At 62.0% G+C, this 18,610-nt stretch carries 21 protein-coding genes; 4 read left to right on the forward strand and 17 right to left on the reverse strand.

The window, feature by feature from the left end:
- Nucleotides 1–241 precede the first annotated feature (241 nt).
- From AC0L18_RS23690 to AC0L18_RS23745, 12 genes are all read right to left on the reverse strand, one after another.
- Nucleotides 242–733 carry a F0F1 ATP synthase subunit B gene (locus AC0L18_RS23690; protein ID WP_473494398.1) on the reverse strand — a complete coding sequence of 164 codons (492 nt, stop codon included), beginning with the start codon at nt 731–733 and terminating at the stop codon, nt 242–244.
- Between the two features lie 10 nt (nt 734–743).
- Nucleotides 744–1,343 carry a F0F1 ATP synthase subunit B gene (locus AC0L18_RS23695; protein ID WP_473494399.1) on the reverse strand — a complete coding sequence of 200 codons (600 nt, stop codon included), beginning with the start codon at nt 1,341–1,343 and terminating at the stop codon, nt 744–746.
- 77 nt (nt 1,344–1,420) lie between these two features.
- The gene (locus AC0L18_RS23700; RefSeq protein ID WP_023799397.1) at nt 1,421–1,645 is read right to left on the reverse strand and encodes a F0F1 ATP synthase subunit C; all 225 of its coding nucleotides are present in this window, start codon (nt 1,643–1,645) and stop codon (nt 1,421–1,423) included.
- Nucleotides 1,646–1,726: 81 nt separating this feature from the next.
- Nucleotides 1,727–2,485, reverse strand: coding sequence for a F0F1 ATP synthase subunit A (locus tag AC0L18_RS23705; RefSeq protein ID WP_473494400.1), 759 nt, complete (start codon nt 2,483–2,485; stop codon nt 1,727–1,729).
- A 70-nt stretch (nt 2,486–2,555) separates the two neighbouring features.
- On the reverse strand, nt 2,556–2,954 hold the full coding sequence (locus tag AC0L18_RS23710; protein WP_023799399.1) for an AtpZ/AtpI family protein: 399 nt from the start codon (nt 2,952–2,954) through the stop codon (nt 2,556–2,558).
- Nucleotides 2,955–3,196: 242 nt separating this feature from the next.
- Nucleotides 3,197–4,381, reverse strand: a complete 1,185-nt coding sequence (locus AC0L18_RS23715; RefSeq protein WP_473494401.1) for a cell wall hydrolase — start codon at nt 4,379–4,381, stop codon at nt 3,197–3,199.
- 289 nt (nt 4,382–4,670) lie between these two features.
- A complete protein-coding gene (locus AC0L18_RS23720; RefSeq protein ID WP_473494402.1) occupies nt 4,671–5,561 on the reverse strand; it encodes an SDR family NAD(P)-dependent oxidoreductase in 891 nt (296 codons plus the stop codon).
- Nucleotides 5,558–6,337: a hypothetical protein gene (locus AC0L18_RS23725; protein WP_473494403.1), complete on the reverse strand. Its 780-nt coding sequence runs from the start codon at nt 6,335–6,337 to the stop codon at nt 5,558–5,560. Before AC0L18_RS23725 ends, AC0L18_RS23720 begins: the two co-directional genes overlap by 4 nt.
- Nucleotides 6,338–6,348: 11 nt before the next feature.
- Complete coding sequence (locus tag AC0L18_RS23730; RefSeq protein ID WP_473494465.1) at nt 6,349–6,936, reverse strand: protein-S-isoprenylcysteine O-methyltransferase; 588 nt, start codon at nt 6,934–6,936, stop codon at nt 6,349–6,351.
- A gap of 157 nt (nt 6,937–7,093) precedes the next feature.
- A complete protein-coding gene (locus AC0L18_RS23735) occupies nt 7,094–7,678 on the reverse strand; it encodes a hypothetical protein (protein WP_473494404.1) in 585 nt (194 codons plus the stop codon).
- Between the two features lie 141 nt (nt 7,679–7,819).
- Nucleotides 7,820–7,957 carry an ABC transporter gene (locus tag AC0L18_RS23740; RefSeq protein WP_084646669.1) on the reverse strand — a complete coding sequence of 46 codons (138 nt, stop codon included), beginning with the start codon at nt 7,955–7,957 and terminating at the stop codon, nt 7,820–7,822.
- A 201-nt stretch (nt 7,958–8,158) separates the two neighbouring features.
- Nucleotides 8,159–8,755, reverse strand: a complete 597-nt coding sequence (locus tag AC0L18_RS23745) for a L,D-transpeptidase (RefSeq protein ID WP_473494405.1) — start codon at nt 8,753–8,755, stop codon at nt 8,159–8,161.
- A gap of 190 nt (nt 8,756–8,945) precedes the next feature.
- On the opposite strand from AC0L18_RS23745, the gene AC0L18_RS23750 reads away from it, so the two are divergent.
- Complete coding sequence (locus AC0L18_RS23750; RefSeq protein ID WP_473494406.1) at nt 8,946–9,704, forward strand: SDR family NAD(P)-dependent oxidoreductase; 759 nt, start codon at nt 8,946–8,948, stop codon at nt 9,702–9,704.
- A 41-nt stretch (nt 9,705–9,745) separates the two neighbouring features.
- On the opposite strand, the gene der is transcribed toward AC0L18_RS23750, so the two are convergent.
- Nucleotides 9,746–11,176, reverse strand: coding sequence for a ribosome biogenesis GTPase Der (der, locus tag AC0L18_RS23755; protein WP_473494407.1), 1,431 nt, complete (start codon nt 11,174–11,176; stop codon nt 9,746–9,748).
- Between the two features lie 3 nt (nt 11,177–11,179).
- The gene (locus AC0L18_RS23760) at nt 11,180–11,845 is read right to left on the reverse strand and encodes a tetratricopeptide repeat protein (protein WP_473494408.1); all 666 of its coding nucleotides are present in this window, start codon (nt 11,843–11,845) and stop codon (nt 11,180–11,182) included.
- A 299-nt stretch (nt 11,846–12,144) separates the two neighbouring features.
- Here AC0L18_RS23760 and AC0L18_RS23765 point away from each other — a divergent pair, with 299 nt between their 5' ends.
- Nucleotides 12,145–13,137: a polysaccharide deacetylase family protein gene (locus tag AC0L18_RS23765; RefSeq protein WP_473494409.1), complete on the forward strand. Its 993-nt coding sequence runs from the start codon at nt 12,145–12,147 to the stop codon at nt 13,135–13,137.
- A 28-nt stretch (nt 13,138–13,165) separates the two neighbouring features.
- Here the strand turns inward: AC0L18_RS23765 and sbmA are convergent, their stop codons facing one another.
- From sbmA to AC0L18_RS23780, 3 genes are all read right to left on the reverse strand, one after another.
- Nucleotides 13,166–14,443 (reverse strand): peptide antibiotic transporter SbmA, encoded by a 1,278-nt coding sequence (gene sbmA, locus AC0L18_RS23770; RefSeq protein WP_473494410.1) that lies wholly within the window; start codon nt 14,441–14,443, stop codon nt 13,166–13,168.
- A gap of 122 nt (nt 14,444–14,565) precedes the next feature.
- Nucleotides 14,566–15,726, reverse strand: a complete 1,161-nt coding sequence (locus tag AC0L18_RS23775; protein ID WP_473494411.1) for a YbfB/YjiJ family MFS transporter — start codon at nt 15,724–15,726, stop codon at nt 14,566–14,568.
- 232 nt (nt 15,727–15,958) lie between these two features.
- On the reverse strand, nt 15,959–16,171 hold the full coding sequence (locus AC0L18_RS23780; protein ID WP_473494412.1) for a hypothetical protein: 213 nt from the start codon (nt 16,169–16,171) through the stop codon (nt 15,959–15,961).
- A 96-nt stretch (nt 16,172–16,267) separates the two neighbouring features.
- On the opposite strand from AC0L18_RS23780, the gene AC0L18_RS23785 reads away from it, so the two are divergent.
- Together AC0L18_RS23785 and AC0L18_RS23790 are read left to right on the forward strand one after the other, a co-directional pair.
- The gene (locus AC0L18_RS23785; RefSeq protein WP_473494413.1) at nt 16,268–17,182 is read left to right on the forward strand and encodes a LysR substrate-binding domain-containing protein; all 915 of its coding nucleotides are present in this window, start codon (nt 16,268–16,270) and stop codon (nt 17,180–17,182) included.
- 84 nt (nt 17,183–17,266) lie between these two features.
- The gene (locus AC0L18_RS23790; RefSeq protein ID WP_473494414.1) at nt 17,267–18,523 is read left to right on the forward strand and encodes an aminopeptidase; all 1,257 of its coding nucleotides are present in this window, start codon (nt 17,267–17,269) and stop codon (nt 18,521–18,523) included.
- Nucleotides 18,524–18,610 lie beyond the last annotated feature (87 nt).

Consider the following 18,610-nt stretch of genomic DNA (forward strand, 5'->3'; position numbering starts at 1 on the left):
ACAAGCGATTCGTGAGTCATCGCAGCGTAGAATCACAACCGATTCCCCGCTGCAACTCCTATCTTAGCGCATATGCCTTTGAGGGGGAGATGTCGCCGAAGGCGACAGAGGGGGTCGCCTCGGCTGGCGCGACGCCATCTTGGACGAAAGAGAAGGTTGGCGCTTCACGCGCGGCTATCCCCTCTGGCCTGCCCTCTTTGCCAAAACTTGGCATCTCCCCCTCAAGGGGGAGATTCTCTCCTTAATTCAGCCTGGACTTGACGTCCTGAAGCGAGGCCTGGAACAGGTCGGCGCCCGCCTTGGCGTCAATTTTGGCGGCGAGCAGCATGCGGGCGGCTTCGACGGCGATATCGACGGCACTGGCGCGCACTTCGCCGATCGCCTCGCGCTCTGCCTGACCGATCTTCTGTTCGGCAAGCGCGGTGCGCCGGGTGACATAGTCCTCGGTCTTCTTGTGCGCCTCGGTAGCCAGCATGTCGGCCTCGCGCTTGGCGGCGGCGACGATGTCGGCGGCCTCCTGCTCGGCTTCCTTGCGCTTGCGCTGGTATTGGCCGAGCAGTTGCTGGGCCTCCTCGCGCAGCCGGCGGGCTTCTTCAAGCTCGTTGCTGATCTTGTCGGCGCGGGCGTCGAGCGCCTTGGCGATCAGCTTCGGCACCTTGACGTAGACGGCAATGGCCAGAAAAATGACGAGGGCAACGGTGGCCCAAAGCGTCGCGAGTGATGTGGCGTCCATGATGCGCTCCTCACCTGGCCACGGATTTGACGGCTGCCGCGATCTCGGCCTTGCTGGCCTTGCCGCCGACAAGCGCCTCGACGATAGCCGAAGCCGTGTCCTCGGCGATCGTGCCGACCTCCTTCATGGCATTGGCCTTGATGGTCGAAATGCGAGCCTCGGCTTCGCCAAGCTTCTGGTCAAGCGCTGCCTCGACCTTCTTGCGGGCGGCCTCGGCTTCCGCCTTGGCGGCATCGTTGGCCTGCTGGCCGATCGCATTGGCCTTGGTCTTGGCCTCCGCCAGTTCCTGCTCATAGGCGGCAACGGCGGCATCGGCCTCGCCCTTCAGCCTGGCGGCATGGTCGAGGTCCTGGGTGATGCGGTCGTTGCGGACCTCGATGATGCCGCCAACACGCGGCATCACCACCTTCTTCAGGAACAGGTAGAACAGCCCGAAGGTGATCGCCAGCCACAGAAGCTGCGAGGGGAATGTCGCCGGATCGAATGGCGGGAACACGCCGTGCGCCTCGGCAGGCACACCGGTGCCGGACTGCGTATCGCCTTCCGTGCCGGTATGGCCGCCTTCGACGGCAGGCGCGGACTCTTGCGCAAAGGCAGATGTCACGAACATCGACTATCCCCTGATGTCAGGCCTGCCGCCGATTTGCGGCCGGCCCTTCCAATTCCCAATGTTAGCCGAACAGGGGCTCAGCCGAACAGGGCCAAAAGCGCGATGAGCAGGGAGAAGATGCCCAGCGCTTCAGTCACGGCGAAGCCGAAGATCAGGCGGCCGAACTGGCCATCCGCGGCCGACGGGTTGCGCAGCGCGCCCGCCAGATAGCTGCCGAAGATGTTGCCAAGGCCAATACCGGCGCCACCCATGCCGAGGCATGCGATGCCGGCGCCGATGAACTTTGCTGCTTCTGCTTCCATGTGTTCAACTCCTTTGGATCTAAAAATTCCATTGCGATTTCTATCCCGGCAGCAGGGCCGGAAACTCTTGGGTCAACTGGGTCAGTGCCCGGGATGCAGGGCGTCGTTCAGATACATGCAGGTCAGCACGGCAAAGACGTAGGCCTGCAGGAAGGCGACCAGCAGCTCCAGCGCCGTCAGCGCCACGGCCATCGCCAGCGGCAGGACCGATCCGGCAATGCCGAGCGTGCCAAGCGCGCTCAAGCTCACCACGAAGCCCGAGAACACCTTCAGCGTGATGTGGCCGGCCAGCATGTTGGCGAACAGACGAACCGAGAGGCTGACCGGGCGAGATACGAAGGAAATCACCTCGATCAGCACCACCAGCGGCAGCAGGTAAACCGGCACGCCATGCGGCACGAACAGTTTCAGGAAACCAAGGCCATGCTTCATGAAGCCGTAGACGACGACGGTTCCGATCACCAGCGCGGCAAGGCCGAAGGTGACGATTATATGGCTTGTGACGGTGAAGAAATATGGAAAAAGACCGAGCAGATTGGCAACGAGAACGAACATGAACAGCGAAAATACCAAGGGAAAAAACTTCATGCCCTGGTTTCCGGCTGCGTCCCTCAGCATGTTGCCGACGAATTCGTAGGCCATTTCCGAGACCGACTGAAGACGGCTGGGAACGAGGCTGCGGCTCGAGGTGCTGAGATAGAGGAACGCCGAGGCAACGGCGACGGTCGCGACCATGAAGAGCGCCGAATTGGTGAACGACAGGTCGTAGCCGCCGATCTCGATCGGAATCAGCTTGTTGATATGGAACTGGTGGATCGGATCGACCTTGTCAGCAGCCACTTTAAATCCCCATCAAAGCCGCGCGCGGCTTTAGTGTCCTGTTCACTGCGCCGGCAAGCGGCGCCTCAAGTCATTCTTTCGGATCGCGGGCTTTGTCGCCCTGTCCGAATTCCGCCATAAGTCCCGCGGAGCGCAGGACATTGAGCACGCCGGCGCCAAAACCGAGCAGCAAAAAAACAATCAGACCCCATGGCGATGTGCCCGCCACACGGTCGATGATCCAGCCAAGACCCGCACCAACCACTATCCCGGCGATGAACTCGCTGGATAGCTTGAGCGCCTGGCCATATCCGGCCGCACTGCCCGCTTTCGCGTCGTCTTTCCCCTCGAGCCGGTCCGGCCGCCTTGTCGCAAGTGATGCTTCAAGGTCGCGCCGGCGGCGCTCAAGATCGTCGTCGCGGATGTCGGCTTGACGCTGTTTGCCGCGGCCGGTTTCTCCGGTTCCGTCTGGCCCATTCTTGTCGGCCATCGCAACCCCCTTGCCCGGTCAGATCGTCACCGTCCGTCCGCTCTTAAGTCGCCGGCAACATAGTTAGAGGGTCCCCGCCCGTCAAGCCACGGGCAGGACTTCAGCGTCAAGTATTTTTCCCATGAAAATCAAGAGCTTGCCAGGGTGCGACATCGTGCCCGCTACCTCTGCTGGCGTGCCGCAGCCGAATCCCTGCGGCGACGGGTCTTGGATCGGCCGCGCCCGGGACCTTGCCGGGGCGCTCAGCTCCAGCCGCCGCCGTAGGTGCGGTAAAAGATATGCAGGCCGATCCTGGTCATTTTTTTCATCGTCCGCGCCCAACCCGGGTTGACGTAGTTGGCGTAGTAATGGGTCGACGATCCGACTTCCGGGATGAAGATCTTGCCGGCAGTGACCGCCATGGCGATGTCCTGCGCGGTCTTGTAATGGGCCGGACTCTGGATGCGCTTCTTCCTGCCGTCGCAGGCGAAGGAAAACTGGCAACGATTGAACCATTTGTCGTTCTGATAGACGACGCCGCAGATCGAGTTCGGATAGGCCGGATTGCGAACGCGATTGAGGATGACCTGGGCGACGGCGGCCTGGCCGCGCACCGATTCCCCGCGCGCCTCGAAATAGATGCCGTTGGCGAGGCAAGTCTGTTCCGCTTTGGAGAAGACGCTCGCCGGCAGCGGAGTTTGCATCCACGAATGATCGCCCTTGGCCACCGGCGGAATGAAGCGGCCATCGTTCGGCTTCTCGTCCTGAAGCAAGGCCTCGAAGGGCGAAGCCTGGGCATAGTCAGGCGCGGCCGCTGCGTAGGCGGTCGCCAGGACGTCGGGTCGGTCGTTGTTGACCAGTGCGGCCAGCATGGCCGGCACGCCGGGATCCGGCTTCTTGTCGACGCGCCTATGAAACGCGGCGGCAATCTGGATCTCCTTGCCTTTGATCTCGGGCCTGGCGAAAGCCATTTTCAGGCCGCTGTCCATGCTCGGGCGAAGCAGTGAGGAGGAGCGCTCAAACACCGAGCCGGCATTAAAATTCTTCGGCGGCGCGACCGGCGAGACGATGATGATGCGGCCCTTCTTGTCGGCGCGCATGATGCGGTCCTCGTCGGGCGTCGTGCCGGCCACGCTGCCCTTGCCGCGAAACGATACGGCGCCGATCCCGGGCAAGCGGACGCCGGAACCCGAGATCGAGCCGGTGGCATCCGAATCGAGGAAAGGCATTTCGGCGGCATGGACCGAGCCGGCGACGGACTTCTCGACATAGGCGTTCCAGCGGGCGCTCGGCCCCTTGAGGCCGGAGACCAGGCTCGTCATGTCCTGATAGGCTATGACATTGGGAAAGCCGACCCAGATGCCAAGTCCAATGACCAGAGGAGACAGAAAGGAACGTCTTTTCTCACCGGCGAAAGCGACAAGCCGCTTCAAAACACGTCGATGCACGGAACTCTCCAGAAACGCAACGGACCCCACTGGAGAGGCACGATGATGCATTAACCTTGATGGGGCGTTAACGGAACTCGACAGCGGCAATCATTTCAAAGGCGTTGTTGGAGAACGGCTGCAACGGTCGCAATAACTGCTCCGCAGAGCGCTGTTGAGAGATGCAGGAGCCTCCTCCATGCCATCAACATGCTTAACGGCTATGCCACGTACATGCTTAACGGCCCGCCATCGGCGAGCGGTCTCTTGCTTCAATGAGGTTTTTCCGTGGCGTGCTGGTCCGGTCAGGTCAGGGGGTAATTCCCCGAGGGCCTCGGCGCAGCTGGATCTGGCGGGCACCGCAGCATTTCTTGAACTTCAACCCTGAACCGCAAGGACATTGATCATTGCCGCTGCGTTGCAGCCGGCCGACCAGGGGCAGCATCGCTGCGGAAGGCAGGAGCGTCGCCGCAAGGGCCACCAACTTGGCCGAGATTCCCGGCACGACCAAGCGACGACCCGATTTGAACCCTCGCCACGCCCGTTCGGCCACATACTGCGCATCCACCTTGGGCAAGACGTTGAAGAGCACCGTCTGATTGGCGCCTGACCTTGCGAGAAACTCCGTCGACACCGGGCCAGGCGCCACGCATGTGACCGTCACACCGGTTCGGCGCACCTCCTGGTGAAGCGCCTCTGAGAAGAAGCGCACGAAACCTTTGCTGGCGAAGTACAGAGCCATATAAGGCCCGGGGAGGAACCCGGCCACGGAACTGAGATTGAGCACCCCGCCCCGTCGGCGCGCCACCATTGCGGGCAGAAAATGGAGGGTCAGTTCTGTGAGGGAATGTATGTTGAGATCGATGATGCCGAGTTGACCATCAACAGGCAGCGCCGTCGTCGCGCCGCGCAAGCCATAGCCGGCGCTGTTGACCAGGACATCGCAGACCAGGCCATGTGCGGACAGAAAGCCCTCCAGGCGCGTTGGCGCGTCGCCTGCCACGAGATCCAATTCGAGCGTGAATGCCTCGCCACCCGCCTCCCGAACCTCAGACGCCGCGGCGGCCAAGCCCTCGGGCGAGCGGGCAACCAGCACGATCGCGCCGCGCTCCCGTGCAGCGACGCCTGCAATTGCCCGGCCAATTCCACCCGAGCCGCCAATCACGACGACGGCCGGCCGCAATTCATGGTGCGAAATCACGTCGCGTTCCTTCGTATTGCGGGAGCGACAACATCCTGACCGAGCAGCACCACTTCATTGGCGACAGTGCCGTTCAGGATCTTTTCGAATCGCTCCAGTGCTCGTGCGACGTTCGCTCCATCCATGACCCGGTGATCGTAGTGGATGCGGACATTCACCGATCCGTCGTTGCCGATCGGACCGTAGTTCAGAAGCGTGGTCAATGGTGTCAGCGGGTTGAGTGATTCCGCGCCGAGACCAGAATAGACGGACAGTTGGAAGGTACCGAAGTAATTTGCCCTTTGCCGGGCGATGTTCAACCCCAGCCACATAAGCAGCCACCTGACCGGCGCGGGCGCAGCTGCCATGCGCAAGGCACGCCGGAACTCCGGGACCTCGAGGACCGGCCGTGACCGAGCCGCGTGGATGGCCGCCTCAAGTTGCGTGATGGAGTAGCGCTCCGGGCACTTGATGCAGCTCAGCAGAACGGCCGGCTCGCCTTCATATTCGCGCTCGTGGGCAATCGAGGCTACGCTTGCCGGATACTCGTAAAGCTGCGGCCAGGGCAACTTGACATAGGCGCGCCGCAGTTCCGGCATCTCGATGGCGAGAAGCGCATATCCTTTCAGGAAGATCGCGGTCCACGAGGGCCGGGTCTGCTGCGCCATTCTGGCCCTTACGAGTGGGCCAAGGTTCATCTGACGCTGCACCGCGACGCGTGGCACGCCGATCGAAAACCTCATCAGATCGCCAACAAGGCGCCGGGGCGCCGAAAGCTTGAGGGCTCGGCCTCGCATGAAACGAACCTCTAATAAAGATAAGGGATTATTCGCTTGGTCCTTTCCATATAGGCACGGTATTGCGAGCCTAAAGTCTCCAGCATCATACGCTCTTCCTTATCCACTCTCAGCAGGAAAAGCACGGCGAAACCAATCAAGCCGGATATGCCAGCGACCCAGTTCGGCAGCAGAAAGAGCTGGCCGAGTCCCATAAGCAGGAACGAGGTGTACATCGGGTGACGGACCAAGGCGTACGGCCCGGCGCTGACCAGTTCGTGCCGTTCGCGAATCTCCAGCGTGATCGACCAGTTACGGCCAAGTTCCTTGTGGGACATGCGAAAGATCAACAGCGCGGAGCAGAAGATGATGGTTCCGAGCGCCACCGACCACACGCTGGACGGATGGTCAGCCGCTGCGGGGATGCCGGTGGCGACATAGAAGCCAGGCAGGATCGCCAGGCCAAGGAGAGCCGATGCAAGCCCGACGGTGTCGGAACTTGAGCGGCCGCCAGCTACAATCCGCACGCGCCTTGCCCGGCGCTCGAACGGATATCGGATCACATACCAGGCAACGAGGCCGATCACCCATATGATCTCGCCAAGTGAAGCTACAGAAATGGTCACTTCAGGTCACCGGAGCCTTTTCTCGATCTGGGACCACGATAGACCGTCGCAACGATGCCAGCGTCCGAAATGTCGACCGATAGACATTCAGAGCGCGCTCCTTTCGGAGTTGACCGGGCGAATGAGGCGAAAGCGGTTTGCCAATCGCATTTCAACCGCCGTTCATCTCCCGAAGGTTGGTTATGAATTGTTGCGGCCGGAGCCAGGTACCGGGGGTCTTATACCCCATCGATTTGGCGATGTCCGCTACGAATGCGTTGCAGTTGTAGAGCGAGGCGTGCCAAAGCGGAGAGCTGGCCTGCAGCTTTCGTATGCTCGCGACGACTTTCCTATATTCGGCTTCGGTAAGTAAAACGCGCCAGCTTGCCGACCGGTAGGCATCTTCCAGGTCGCCGTCCGTCCACCCGGTCGTGGCTGGCACGGGCGCCACATGGCCGAGAACATAGACATTGGGATCATCGGACTTCGGAGCGAGCCCCGCGACTTCGGGGTTGACCATCCGTCCCGCCTGGTTCAATCGTCCAAAAATCACGTAGGAATGGCCGTAGGTAAGGGCGTACCGGGAGCGGAACTCGATGAAATGCCGTTGGGCCGCGCGCGCCGGCATCGCCGCGGTACTCAGTGCCCGATTATTGGACACAAACGTCGGCTGGGGTTTGTTGTCCTGCGACTGACATGACGCCGCGACAAGCGCGAGCAGGGCCACAATTGTTGAACGGCCACTTACAAGCGTCATCTCATCCAGAACTCCGAGGACCGCAGACCTAGTGCCAGCCTACGCCCGCCAACCGCACGTAGGCTGCGAATCCGGCCTTGGCCCCTGCATATCGATAGGGAAGGGCCTGGCGGCCCTTCCCAAATCTTCGAAAGCCGATGCTTACTTAATCACTGGCTCTTCTACGGCAACGGGTTCCGGCGGAGGAGCCTTCCCCTTTCCTTTACCGATCCCGTTCGCGCAGCCGCTCAGGCTGGTAACGGCGAGGGTAGCAACCATTACAATCAACATTCTGCTCATCAAGCAATCCTTTCCCCAGGGGCGGAACAGCCTATAGAATCGCCACAAATAAAAAATTACATGCAGCTCCGCCAAGTTAGCTGCGATCTACACCAAAGCCTAGTGCAGAAATGACACAGTTGGCATTCGGTTGCAGCCGAAATCCTTGCGGTGACGTGCCGGCAGGGTCGACCATGCAACGGAGATCAGGCCTGCCCACCATCAAACCACCACCACCGTCGTGCCCAAAGGAGTCCGTTCGTAGAGGTCGATGACGTCGTCATTTGTCAAACGGATGCACCCGTTCGATACCGCTGTGCCTATCGTCCATGGCTCGTTTGTACCATGTATCCGGAAGTAGGTGTCGCGCCCGTTGCGATAGAGATAAAGGGCACGCGCACCAAGCGGGTTGTTTGGCCCGCCAGGGACCCCGCCTGCATATTTCACCAGGCGCGGCTTGCGCCTCATCATGTTGGTGGTGGGTGTCCACGACGGCCAGTCCGCCTTGCGGGCGACGGTCGCTGTACCCTTGAACGAAAGCCCCTGCTCGCCGACGCCGACGCCGTAGCGCGTCGCCCACCCGTCGCCCTCGACGGCATAGAGAAAACGTTGCGAAGTATCGACGACGATCGTTCCAGGCGGCTCGTTTCCGTCGTACCGCACCTGCCTCCGTCGGAAACGAGGATTGATGCCTTCCCCTGGTCCGAACGCGGATGAAATCGGCTCCGTCACCTGTCGCAACGTCGACGTACATCCGGAGAGCATCAGAGCCAGACTTCCCAGCACGAGCCCCCGGCGCGCAATGTCGTGTTCTTCCATTTCTACCTGCTAGGAAACTGGTCAATCTACCGCCCGTCCTCGTCTCTACCATTGCAAGGCCTGCGGGCCAAGTCTCGCTGTGGGGTGGCAAAATGAATTCACAGGATTGACAAGCGAATTGGAGCGAAACTTCTTGCGATAACCGTCCGCCTCTGTTCGGTTAGGTCACAAAGGGCATAGGACAGCGACGATGAAGCCTGACTTCCAAGGTAAAGTCGCGATTGTGACCGGCGCAGGCTCCGGAATAGGAGCGGCTGTTTCACGGCAACTCGCGCAAGAGGGAGCCGAGGTCGTTGTCGCCGACATTGATGCCGAGGCCGCGCGCCGCATGGCCGCCGAAATAGGCGCGCAAGGAGGCAGTGCCTACGACTTTGCAGTCGATGTCACGGATGCGGCAGCCGTCGAAAAGCTGATCGAGTTCACTGTCCAGAAATGCGGCGGACTGGATATGGCGGTAAACAATGCCGGCATCGACGGCGTTCGAAAAGCGACGGCAGACTATCCGCTCGACAACTGGCACAGGCTGATGAACGTCAATCTGAATGGCGTCTTCTACAGCATGAAGTACGAAATCGCCGCCATGCTGGATCGAGGCGGAGGCGCCATCGTGAACATGTCCTCGATTCTCGGTTCCGTCGGCTTGCCGACTGCGTCCGCATACACGGCAGCGAAACACGGGGTCGTTGGGCTGACCAAGGTTGCGGCGATTGAATATGCGAGGATGGGCATCCGGATCAATGCCGTCGGCCCCGGCTGGATCGAAACGCCGCTTCTATCGGAGCAAGCGGAGGCATTAGCCAATACCAGGCGCATGGCAGCCCTTCAGCCGATGGGCAGGCGCGGCAAACCGGAAGAGGTAGCGGCTCTTGTGTGCTTCCTGTTGTCCGATCAGGCCAGCTTTATCACCGGCAGCTACCATCTGGTGGACGGAGCCTACACCGCCCATTAAAGCGCGTCGCGGCTGATGCCGGCGCCCAGAAGACGCGGCGCTCAGCGGCGTTTCTTCGCCTTGCCGGCGAACGGATTTTCCGAGGTGCGCAAGGCGATGCGGATCGGCACGCCTGGCATGTCGAAGGCTTCGCGCAGGCTGTTGGAGAGATAGCGAACATAGGATTGCGGCATCGCGTCCGGCCGTGAGCAGGACACGACGAAGCCCGGCGGGCGCGTCTTGGCCTGGGTGACATATTTGATCTTCAGCCGGCGACCGGCGACGGCAGGCGGTGGATGATGCGCCAGGATGCCTTCCAGCCAGCGGTTGAGCTTGCCGGTCGAGACGCGGCTGTTCCACACTCTGTGCGTCCTGATGACGGCATCCATCAGCTTGTCGAGGCCGCGCCCGGTCTCGGCCGAGACCGGCACCGCCTGCATGCCGCGCGCCTGCGGCAACAGCCGCTCGGTCTTCTCGCGCAGTTCCGCCAGGAGTTCCTGGGGATGGTCGATCATATCCCATTTGTTGAAGGCGATCACCGGCGCACGGCCCTCGCGGATGATCAGGTCGGCGATCTGCAGATCCTGCTTCTCGAAGGGAATGGTGGCGTCGAGCACGATGATGACGATCTCGGCAAAGCGGATGGCGCGCAGGCCGTCCTGCACCGACATGACTTCCAGCTTTTCGTGGATCCGGGCCTTACGGCGCATGCCGGCGGTGTCGAACAGTTTGAGACGACGGCCATGCCAGTCCCAGTCGACGGAGATGGAATCGCGGGTGATGCCGGCTTCTGGCCCAGTCAGGAGCCGCTCCTCGCCGATCAGGGCATTGATCAGCGTCGACTTGCCGGCGTTCGGACGGCCGACGACGGCGATGCGCATCGGTTTGGTATCGTCATAGCTCGGCTCGGCGTCCGGATCGGTGATGTCCTCGCCGATCAGCACCTCGCTGGCGGTGGCCTCCTCGTCGGCATCTTCTTCTTCGCCGAAGGCGCGCGCCTCGCCCAGTGCTGATATCACCGCATCGCGCAAATCGGGCAGGCCCTGGCCGTGTTCGGCCGAGACCGGGATCGGCTCGCCAAGGCCGAGTTCCCAAGCCTCCAGCATGCCGCCCTGGGCGCCGCGCGCTTCGGCCTTGTTGGCGACCACGACAACCGGCTTACCGGACTTGCGCACGATCTCGGCGAAAGTCTTGTCGTCAGGCATCAGCCCGGACTTGGCGTCGATGGTGAAAAAGATCAGGTCGGCTTCGCGGATGGCGATCTCGGTCTGGGCGCGCATGCGGCCCGGCAGCGTCGAAGCAGCAGCATCCTCGAAGCCGGCGGTGTCGATAACGTCGAAATGCAGATCGTAGAGCTTGGCGGCATGGACGCGACGGTCGCGGGTGACGCCCGGCGTGTCGTCGACAAGCGCCAGCTTCCTTCCCACCAGACGATTGAAAAGGGTCGATTTGCCGACGTTAGGCCGGCCGATGATGGCGACTTTGAACGTCATCCGTCACGACACATTGCCCGACCCACGGATCAACTCGGACATCAACGTCGCCCGCTCGCGCGCGTTGCGCGGGGCGCTGTCATCCGAGGCGATCTGGTCGAACAGTTTCAGTGCGTCCGTTGCCTTGCCTTCCTTCCAGGCGGCAAGGCCGAGCGCCTCGCGCGCGGTATGGCGCAGCGGATTGGTGTCGGCGGTGAGCGTCTCGACTCGGCTCGACACATCGGCGAACGAACCGTGGTCGACGAGCAGCAGCGCTGCCCTGAGGCGCGCCATATCGCGAAGGCCTGATGGAATGTCCGCATCGGCGGCGACCTCGTCGAAGTCCTTGACGGCAGCGGCGGCATCGCCCTTATCCGCCTTGACGGTTGCCGCCCGCATGCGGGCGAGCAGCGGATAAGCGCCGTAGCCATCTTTTTCCAGCGCATCGAGGGCCGCCAGCGCTTCGTCGCTCTTGCCCTCATTGGCAAGCTTCAGCGCCTGCGAGAAGGCATCGCCCGAGCGATTGGCGCGGGTCTCGTCCCAATAGCGATAGCCGACGAAGGCGGCGGTGCCGACCACCACCAGTATCGCGAGCGCAAGCAAGGCAGGACCAAAACGGTCCCACAGCGCATGCGCCTGATCGCGACGCATCTCTTCGTTGACTTCGCGGATAAAACTGTCGTCCGACATCTCAAAACCATCCTGCCCGCCTCAGGGCGGTTTAGAGCGACGTGCGTCCATGGAAAGTACGCTCTAACACTTTGAATTTGCGCCTCGTGTTTCCTGAAAAAAAATCAATTCTGCACTTCAGGCCGATGCGGTAGCCCGCGTTTTAGCGAAATTTTGCCGGCATGGAAGGGGTTCGACCGGAAAATCGGCTAATCGCCGGACGACGATGTAAAGGATGGCTGCAAAGGGCGACCGCACCCACGCCACATTTCGCCGATAGCCGGTGCGCGAACCCTCCTCAAAATCCAGATCAGACACTGATGCCTCGTTTGTCCCGCGCTGCTGCGTTTTCGATCGCGTCGCTTGCCGCAGCGGGCGCTGCTGTCGCCGACCCGCCAGCGCCGGCAAAGCCGAAGCAGACCGTCCTCATCTCGTTCGACAGCGCCCGCGATATTTTGCAATGGAAGCGCAGCCGGGCGCTGGCCCAGCGCACCGGCGCCCATTTCACCTACTTCGTGTCCTGCGTCTTCCTGCTCTCGCCAGAGACGCGCAAGCAATACACGGCGCCCGGCAAGGCATCAGGCAAATCCAATATCGGCTTCGCCGCCTCGAAACAGGAAATCGCTCACCGGCTCGAGCAGATAAACCTTGCCGCCTCGGAAGGCCATGACATCGGCAGCCACGCTTGCGGCCATTTCGACGGCAAGGACTGGAACAAGGCCGACTGGCTGAGCGAGTTCGGTTCGTTCAAACGCATTCTCGAAAATGCCTATTCGATCAACGCTATTACCCCCGAACCCGCAGGCTGGCGCGAAATTGCACGTAAGGCGGTTGGCTTTCGCGCACCCTATCTGTCGGCAAACAAGGCGCTCTACGAGGCGCTGCCAAAGGCGGGCTATTGGTTCGACGCGAGCGGTGTGTCGCGCGGCCCTGCCCGGCCACCGACCAGCGACGGCATCACGCGCTTCTCACTGCCGAAGATTCCGGAAGGTCCTGACACAAGGCCGGTGATCGCGATGGACTACAATCTCTATGTCAGGCATTCCGGCGGCTTCGAGCGGCCGAGCCAGGCGGACGAATTCGCCAACCGGACCCATGACGCCTTTCGCGCCGCCTTCGACGCGCAATATCAGGGCAAACGCATTCCGCTGGAACTCGGCTTCCATTTCACACTGATGAATGACGGCGCCTACTGGAAGGCGCTGGAGCGCTTTGCCGGCGAGGTCTGCACCAGGCCCGATGTCGAGTGCATCAGCTATCGCGACTATGTTTCGCGCCAACGCCGGCAAAAGTGGGCGTCGGTGGGCGGCTGAACCGAAAGCGCTCGCCGCCCCGTCACTCTCAACTTACCGGCTGATCCTCAGGCCGCAAGCCGGCTCGCTCTCGCTCCAGATAGGCCTGGTCGATTTCCGGCAGCGGCGCCCCTTCAAGTGTCGCCTCGAAGGCGCGCAGGCGCTTGTAGATGGATATCAGCTCGACGATGGTCGGCCAGGAATTCACGAGATACTGGAACGAAGTGGCGACTTGTGAAAAGGCGGTAACAATCTGCTGGAAAACGCCAAATGTTATCTTGCCGATTGCCAAGGTCGGAACAAGAATAAGCGTAGCGAATACGTTGTCGACTTGAAGGTATAGATAGCGGACCATGTCGAAATAGACATAGTGTGCATAGAGAGTGAAATAGTTCTTGCGAACATTTCTGAAAAGCTCGGCCAGAGTTGGTGGCTGCGCTCGTGCCGTATCGTCCTCGCCGAGGACAAGTTCCTTGCGCAGCGCGGCTTCAACCCGCTGATTGCGAAATTCCAACCCGGGCAGCCTGACGCCGACGACTGCCAACAAGCCGGTGCCAAACAGCGACCAGGCGATCGCCGCAATGACCAGCGGATAAGGGATTGCGCCGACGATTGGGAGCGTTGAGACATGGAGAGAAAGGGAGGCCAGCAAGGGCAGGAATGCAATCAGGGTCATGATGGAGTCGATGAAGTTCACGCCGAGCCCCTGCATTGTGCCGGAGAAGCGCATCGTGTCGTCCTGAACGCGCTGCGACGCCCCTTCGATATGGCGCAGCCGCGGCCAGTAAGCGGTAAAATAATCGTTCATCGCGGTGCGCCAGCGAAACACATAGTGCCTGACGAAAAAGACGTTCAGAACGGCGATGCTCATATAGACCAGGGCCAAGGACAGAAACTGCCATACTCCGTAGTAAAGCTCGGCAGGGGAAACGGAGCCCGGCGTGGTCAGCGCCTTCTGCACCATATCGTAAAACATGCCGCGCCAGTCATTGAGCGCCACGCTGATCTGCACGATGAAATTGGTGACGAAAATAATCAAACCAGAGCCAAGGATCGACCAGTTCTGCCAGCGATGCGGGGAATACAGCGCCCAGAAAAGGTAGAATACGCCCATACCGGCGAAGAAATATCCATGAAACCAGAGAAATGCCGGCGTCAGGAATCTTACTGGGCTGATGATAGGGGCGGCCTGCGGGTCGACCGGCGGCATGCCGAGCATCGTGCCAAGGTGCTCGCCGCCGAAAAACCACAGGAGGACGAGCAGAAGGCTCCAGGCGACGGCCGAAGTGAAAAACAACTTCGGCTGCGGGAAGAAGGATACGAACACTGTTGGGAAATCCTCGGTCGATGCGCAAATCAGCGGCGTTGCTGTTCAGCGGGCATAAGGTCACACATCGATCGGAATGAAAATGGCCGGTGCGTGATGCCCGGCACCGAGCAAGACCACAATCATGGCGATTTTGGCGCAGCCGACCAGATGACCGCGCCAGAGACCAGCAGCACCGCGGCGGCCACGATCGATGCGAGGAAGAAGTCGCCGGAGGCTTGCGCAAGCAAGCCGGCGACGATCGGACCGATGATCTGGCCGAGGCCGAAGGACGCCGTCATCGATGCCAGGATCCGGCGTGGCGCCTGCGGGGCAAGCTGCCTTCCGGTCTGAAGGCCGAGCGCAGTGATGGCGATGAAGGTGCCGCCAAGCAGAAACCCGCCGAGCAGCGGCCCAATGTGTCCGCCCATGGTGACGCTCGCGCTGACGCCGACGACCTCGACGAGGCACCCCCAGGCATAAGCCCGGTAGAGCCCGATCTTTGCCGCGATCTTCTGCCAAAGCCAGACCGAGGGAATCCCGGCAAGGCCGGTGACCATCCACACCACGGCCTCGAAGACGCGGCCGCCGCCGCCCTGCCGGACGATGGCGACCAGGAACGTCGCCGTCACGATATAGCCGAAGCCGAACAGCCCGTAGGCGACTATGACCTTCACCAGTGACCGGTCCTTTGGCAGCGCCGGTTCGCGGCCATCGGCGCCGTTGGCGGTCGCAGTGCTGCCGAGCAGAAAGGCCACGACGGCAATGGCGCAGGCCGAGATCGCGGCGGACCAGAACCAGCCCGCCGGCCAGCCGGCATGTCCGGTGACGAGTATTGCCATCAGCGCCGAGGACGCCGCTATGCCAAGGCCGACGCCGCCGAAATGCAGCGCCTGCAGGTCGTTTCGGCCGACCGCGGCGAGATGGCCGAAAACGATGCTGGACATGAACACAAGGACGAAGGCGCTGGCCACACCGGCAAGAAAGCGGATGACGAGAAAGCCCGCCATCGTCTCGGCCAGGCCCATCAGCCCGGTGAGGACTGCGGTGGCGGCAAGACCGGCAACCATCAGCAGGCGCTCGCGACCGTGCGCCCAGCCGCCGACGGCTGCGAGCGCGCCAACGAGATAGCCGAGATAGTTGGCGGATGCGATCCAGCCGGCATCGGCCGGCGTCAGGCCAAGTTCCTCCATCATGCCGGGCAGGATCGGCGTATAGACGAAGCGGCCGATGCCCATGGCAACGGCCAGGGCAATCATGCCGGCGAAGGCGAGGCGCAAAGGGGACGGCGAAGCGGCTTTCATTGCGGTGCACAATAGGTGCACGAGCGGGTGAAACAATCCGCTTCTTGTTGGGCCAGAACGGGTTGCAGCGGCGGACGAGCAGCTTCCAGCCGACCAATATCCGACATTTGCGATTGGCCCGCAGAACAACATGGCTTCGTCATGACGAAGAGAGGGATGGTTCAGCCAATCTCCAAGGCTTGCGATTTGTCCCTGAAAGGAACTGAGTCCGCTCCGACCTTTGCTCGCATCTTCAGCCGCAGCTGACCTGGCCGGTACCCGTCTCATAAGCCGTGCGCCGGGCTGTCATCCGGAACGGCAGGTCGCCGAGTTCGCGCTCCGACATGGTGTCGAGCACAGGATGCGACAGCGGATCGGTGGCCCATCGGGTGGCCTCGCTTTCATGCGACCGGCTTTGCCGCGCGCCGGCAGCGGAAAAGCCCCCGAGCAGTGACAAAATCTTCATCGTATTTTCCTCCACAGGTCTGCTTTTTCCTTAAAATTTGCCGTTCCTCCCCGCATTTCAATTGAGATTTCAACCGTACCGGTTTAGAAAAACTGTATGGCCATGCTCAACCGCGTCCACCTCAACGGCCTGCGCGCCGTGGAAACCGTCGCCCGCCTGGGATCGCTTTCGGCTGCGGCGAGCGAACTCAACGTGTCCGCCAGTGCCGTCAGCCAGCAGGTCAAGCGGACGGAAGCGCAACTTGGCCAGGCGCTGTTCGAACGAACGGCAAGCGGTCTGGTACCGACCGAATTCGGCACCGTCTTCACCGCCCGGCTCGGGGCAGGTTTCCGCGAGCTCGCCCAAGCTGTGGCGCTCGCCGATGAGGCCTCCGAATGCACGCTGGTGGTCTCGGTCGCGCCGGCCTTTGCCTCGAAGTGGCTGCTGCCTCGACTGTCACGTCACTTCGCCCGACATCCGAATGTGCTTTTGCGCATCGACGCCTCGGTGCGGATTGCCGATCTCGATCGCTCGGACATCGACATCGCCATCCGGCTCGGCGACGGCAAATGGCCGGGCGTGCGCGCGCAGCTGCTGCTGGCCCAGGAAGTCTTCCCGGTCTGCGCCCCGGCGATCGCCGACAAACTGAAATCGATCGAAGATCTCGCCCTGACCTGCGCGATCACCGACGAAAGAGCGATGATCAGCTGGGAAAGCTGGTTCGAGGCGGCCGGGGTGGAGCCGGTCAGCTTCCTCAGGGGCGCACGCTTCACCGACCCGATGCTTTGCCTGGAATCGGCGATCGCCGGCCACGGCGTCATGCTCGGCTGGCAATTGCTGACGGCTGATGCTCTCGCCGACGGCCGGCTGGTCGCGCCGTTCGGCGTCCGCGCCGAGAGCGGGCTGGGCTACTGGCTGGTGACCTCGGCCAGCAAGAGCGAGAGCCGCAAGGTGCGCGATTTCAAGATCTGGATCCGCGAGGAGATCGAGGCGACGATGGCGCAGTTCGGCGCGCTCGCCGGCGCGGCCTGAGCAGGCCCCGGTCGATCACGGTGGAAAGACCGATGGCACCGGTCTATGTAAGAACCAGACTCCCACATCGCGACAGGCAGGATCATGACCACACATTCGCGCGACGTTGCCGCAACGATCGACCCGGTGAAGCTCGACAGGCTGGCGGAAGTCGCCATCAAGGTCGGGCTGCAATTGCAGCCGGGACAGGATCTGGTGCTGACATCGTCGATCGCAGCGCTGCCTTTGACGCGACGGATCGTCGAGCAAGCCTATAAGGCCGGCGCCGGCCTGGTGACGCCGATCTTCAACGACGACGAGATGACGCTGGCACGTTTTCGCCATGGCGCTGACGCCGGCTTCGACCACGCCGCCGGCTGGCTCTATGAGGGCATGGCGAAGGCCTTCGCCAACAACGCGGCGCGGCTTGCCGTGCGCGGCGAGGACCCGTCGCTGCTGTCGGCGCAGGATCCGGCGAAAGTGGCGCGCGCCAACAAGGCGAACTCGATCGCCTACCAGCCGGCACTGGAAAAGATCACCGGCTTCGACATCAACTGGAACATCGTCGCCTATCCCGACCTGGCCTGGGCCAGGCAGGTGTTTCCGGGCGATAGCGACGACGTCGCGGTGGCGAAGCTCGCCGACGCGATCTTTGCCGCCTCACGGGTCGATGTCGACGACCCGATCGGCAACTGGAAGGCGCACAATGCGGCGCTTCGCAGCCGCACCGAATGGCTGAACGGCCATAATTTCCATGCGCTGCATTTCACCGGACCCGGCACCGACCTGACCGTCGGTCTGGCCGACGGCCATGAATGGATGGGCGGCGCCTCGACCGCCAGGAACGGCATCACATGCAACCCGAACATCCCGACCGAGGAGGTTTTCACCACGCCGCATGCAAGGCGCGTCGAAGGCCATGTTACGAGCACCAAGCCGCTGTCGTACCAGGGCACGCTGATCGACGGCATTGCGGTGCGTTTCGAGCAGGGTCGCATCGTCGAGGCCAGGGCCAGCCGCGGCGAGGATGTGCTGAAAAAAGTGCTCGACACCGATGAAGGCGCACGCCGGCTCGGCGAGGTCGCCCTGGTGCCGCATTCCTCGCCGATCGCGGCGAGCGGCCTGCTGTTCTTCAACACGCTGTTCGACGAGAATGCCGCCTGCCATATCGCGCTCGGCCAGTGCTATTCGAAGTGCTTTGTCGACGGCGCCTCGCTCACTCAGGACGAGATCGCGGCGCGCGGCGGCAACAAGAGCTTCATCCATATCGACTGGATGATCGGTTCGGACAAGGTCGACATCGACGGGGTCGGCAAGGACGGCAGCCGCGTGCCGGTCATGCGCAAGGGCGAATGGGCTTAGGGGGCGAGTGGGCGTAAGGGCGAGTGGGCGTAAGCAGCCGCCAGCAAGCCGTCATGGCCAGCAAGACGTCATGGCCAGCAAGACGAC

This window comes from Mesorhizobium sp. WSM4819 (genome assembly GCF_055811215.1).

What these genes read in the sequence shown, in the direction of transcription:
- AC0L18_RS23790 (WP_473494414.1), top strand. Translation starts at nt 17,267, where the DNA reads ATGACCACACATTCGCGCGACGTTGCCGCAACGATCGACCCGGTGAAG.
- AC0L18_RS23690 (WP_473494398.1), bottom strand. Translation starts at nt 733, where the DNA reads ATGGACGCCACATCACTCGCGACGCTTTGGGCCACCGTTGCCCTCGTC.
- AC0L18_RS23780 (WP_473494412.1), bottom strand. Translation starts at nt 16,171, where the DNA reads ATGAAGATTTTGTCACTGCTCGGGGGCTTTTCCGCTGCCGGCGCGCGG.
- AC0L18_RS23745 (WP_473494405.1), bottom strand. Translation starts at nt 8,755, where the DNA reads ATGGAAGAACACGACATTGCGCGCCGGGGGCTCGTGCTGGGAAGTCTG.
- AC0L18_RS23760 (WP_473494408.1), bottom strand. Translation starts at nt 11,845, where the DNA reads ATGTCGGACGACAGTTTTATCCGCGAAGTCAACGAAGAGATGCGTCGC.
- AC0L18_RS23785 (WP_473494413.1), top strand. Translation starts at nt 16,268, where the DNA reads ATGGCCATGCTCAACCGCGTCCACCTCAACGGCCTGCGCGCCGTGGAA.
- der (WP_473494407.1), bottom strand. Translation starts at nt 11,176, where the DNA reads ATGACGTTCAAAGTCGCCATCATCGGCCGGCCTAACGTCGGCAAATCG.
- AC0L18_RS23740 (WP_084646669.1), bottom strand. Translation starts at nt 7,957, where the DNA reads ATGAGCAGAATGTTGATTGTAATGGTTGCTACCCTCGCCGTTACCAGC.
- AC0L18_RS23750 (WP_473494406.1), top strand. Translation starts at nt 8,946, where the DNA reads ATGAAGCCTGACTTCCAAGGTAAAGTCGCGATTGTGACCGGCGCAGGC.
- AC0L18_RS23725 (WP_473494403.1), bottom strand. Translation starts at nt 6,337, where the DNA reads ATGCGAGGCCGAGCCCTCAAGCTTTCGGCGCCCCGGCGCCTTGTTGGC.
- AC0L18_RS23695 (WP_473494399.1), bottom strand. Translation starts at nt 1,343, where the DNA reads ATGTTCGTGACATCTGCCTTTGCGCAAGAGTCCGCGCCTGCCGTCGAA.
- AC0L18_RS23765 (WP_473494409.1), top strand. Translation starts at nt 12,145, where the DNA reads ATGCCTCGTTTGTCCCGCGCTGCTGCGTTTTCGATCGCGTCGCTTGCC.
- AC0L18_RS23700 (WP_023799397.1), bottom strand. Translation starts at nt 1,645, where the DNA reads ATGGAAGCAGAAGCAGCAAAGTTCATCGGCGCCGGCATCGCATGCCTC.
- AC0L18_RS23710 (WP_023799399.1), bottom strand. Translation starts at nt 2,954, where the DNA reads ATGGCCGACAAGAATGGGCCAGACGGAACCGGAGAAACCGGCCGCGGC.
- AC0L18_RS23775 (WP_473494411.1), bottom strand. Translation starts at nt 15,726, where the DNA reads ATGAAAGCCGCTTCGCCGTCCCCTTTGCGCCTCGCCTTCGCCGGCATG.
- AC0L18_RS23735 (WP_473494404.1), bottom strand. Translation starts at nt 7,678, where the DNA reads ATGACGCTTGTAAGTGGCCGTTCAACAATTGTGGCCCTGCTCGCGCTT.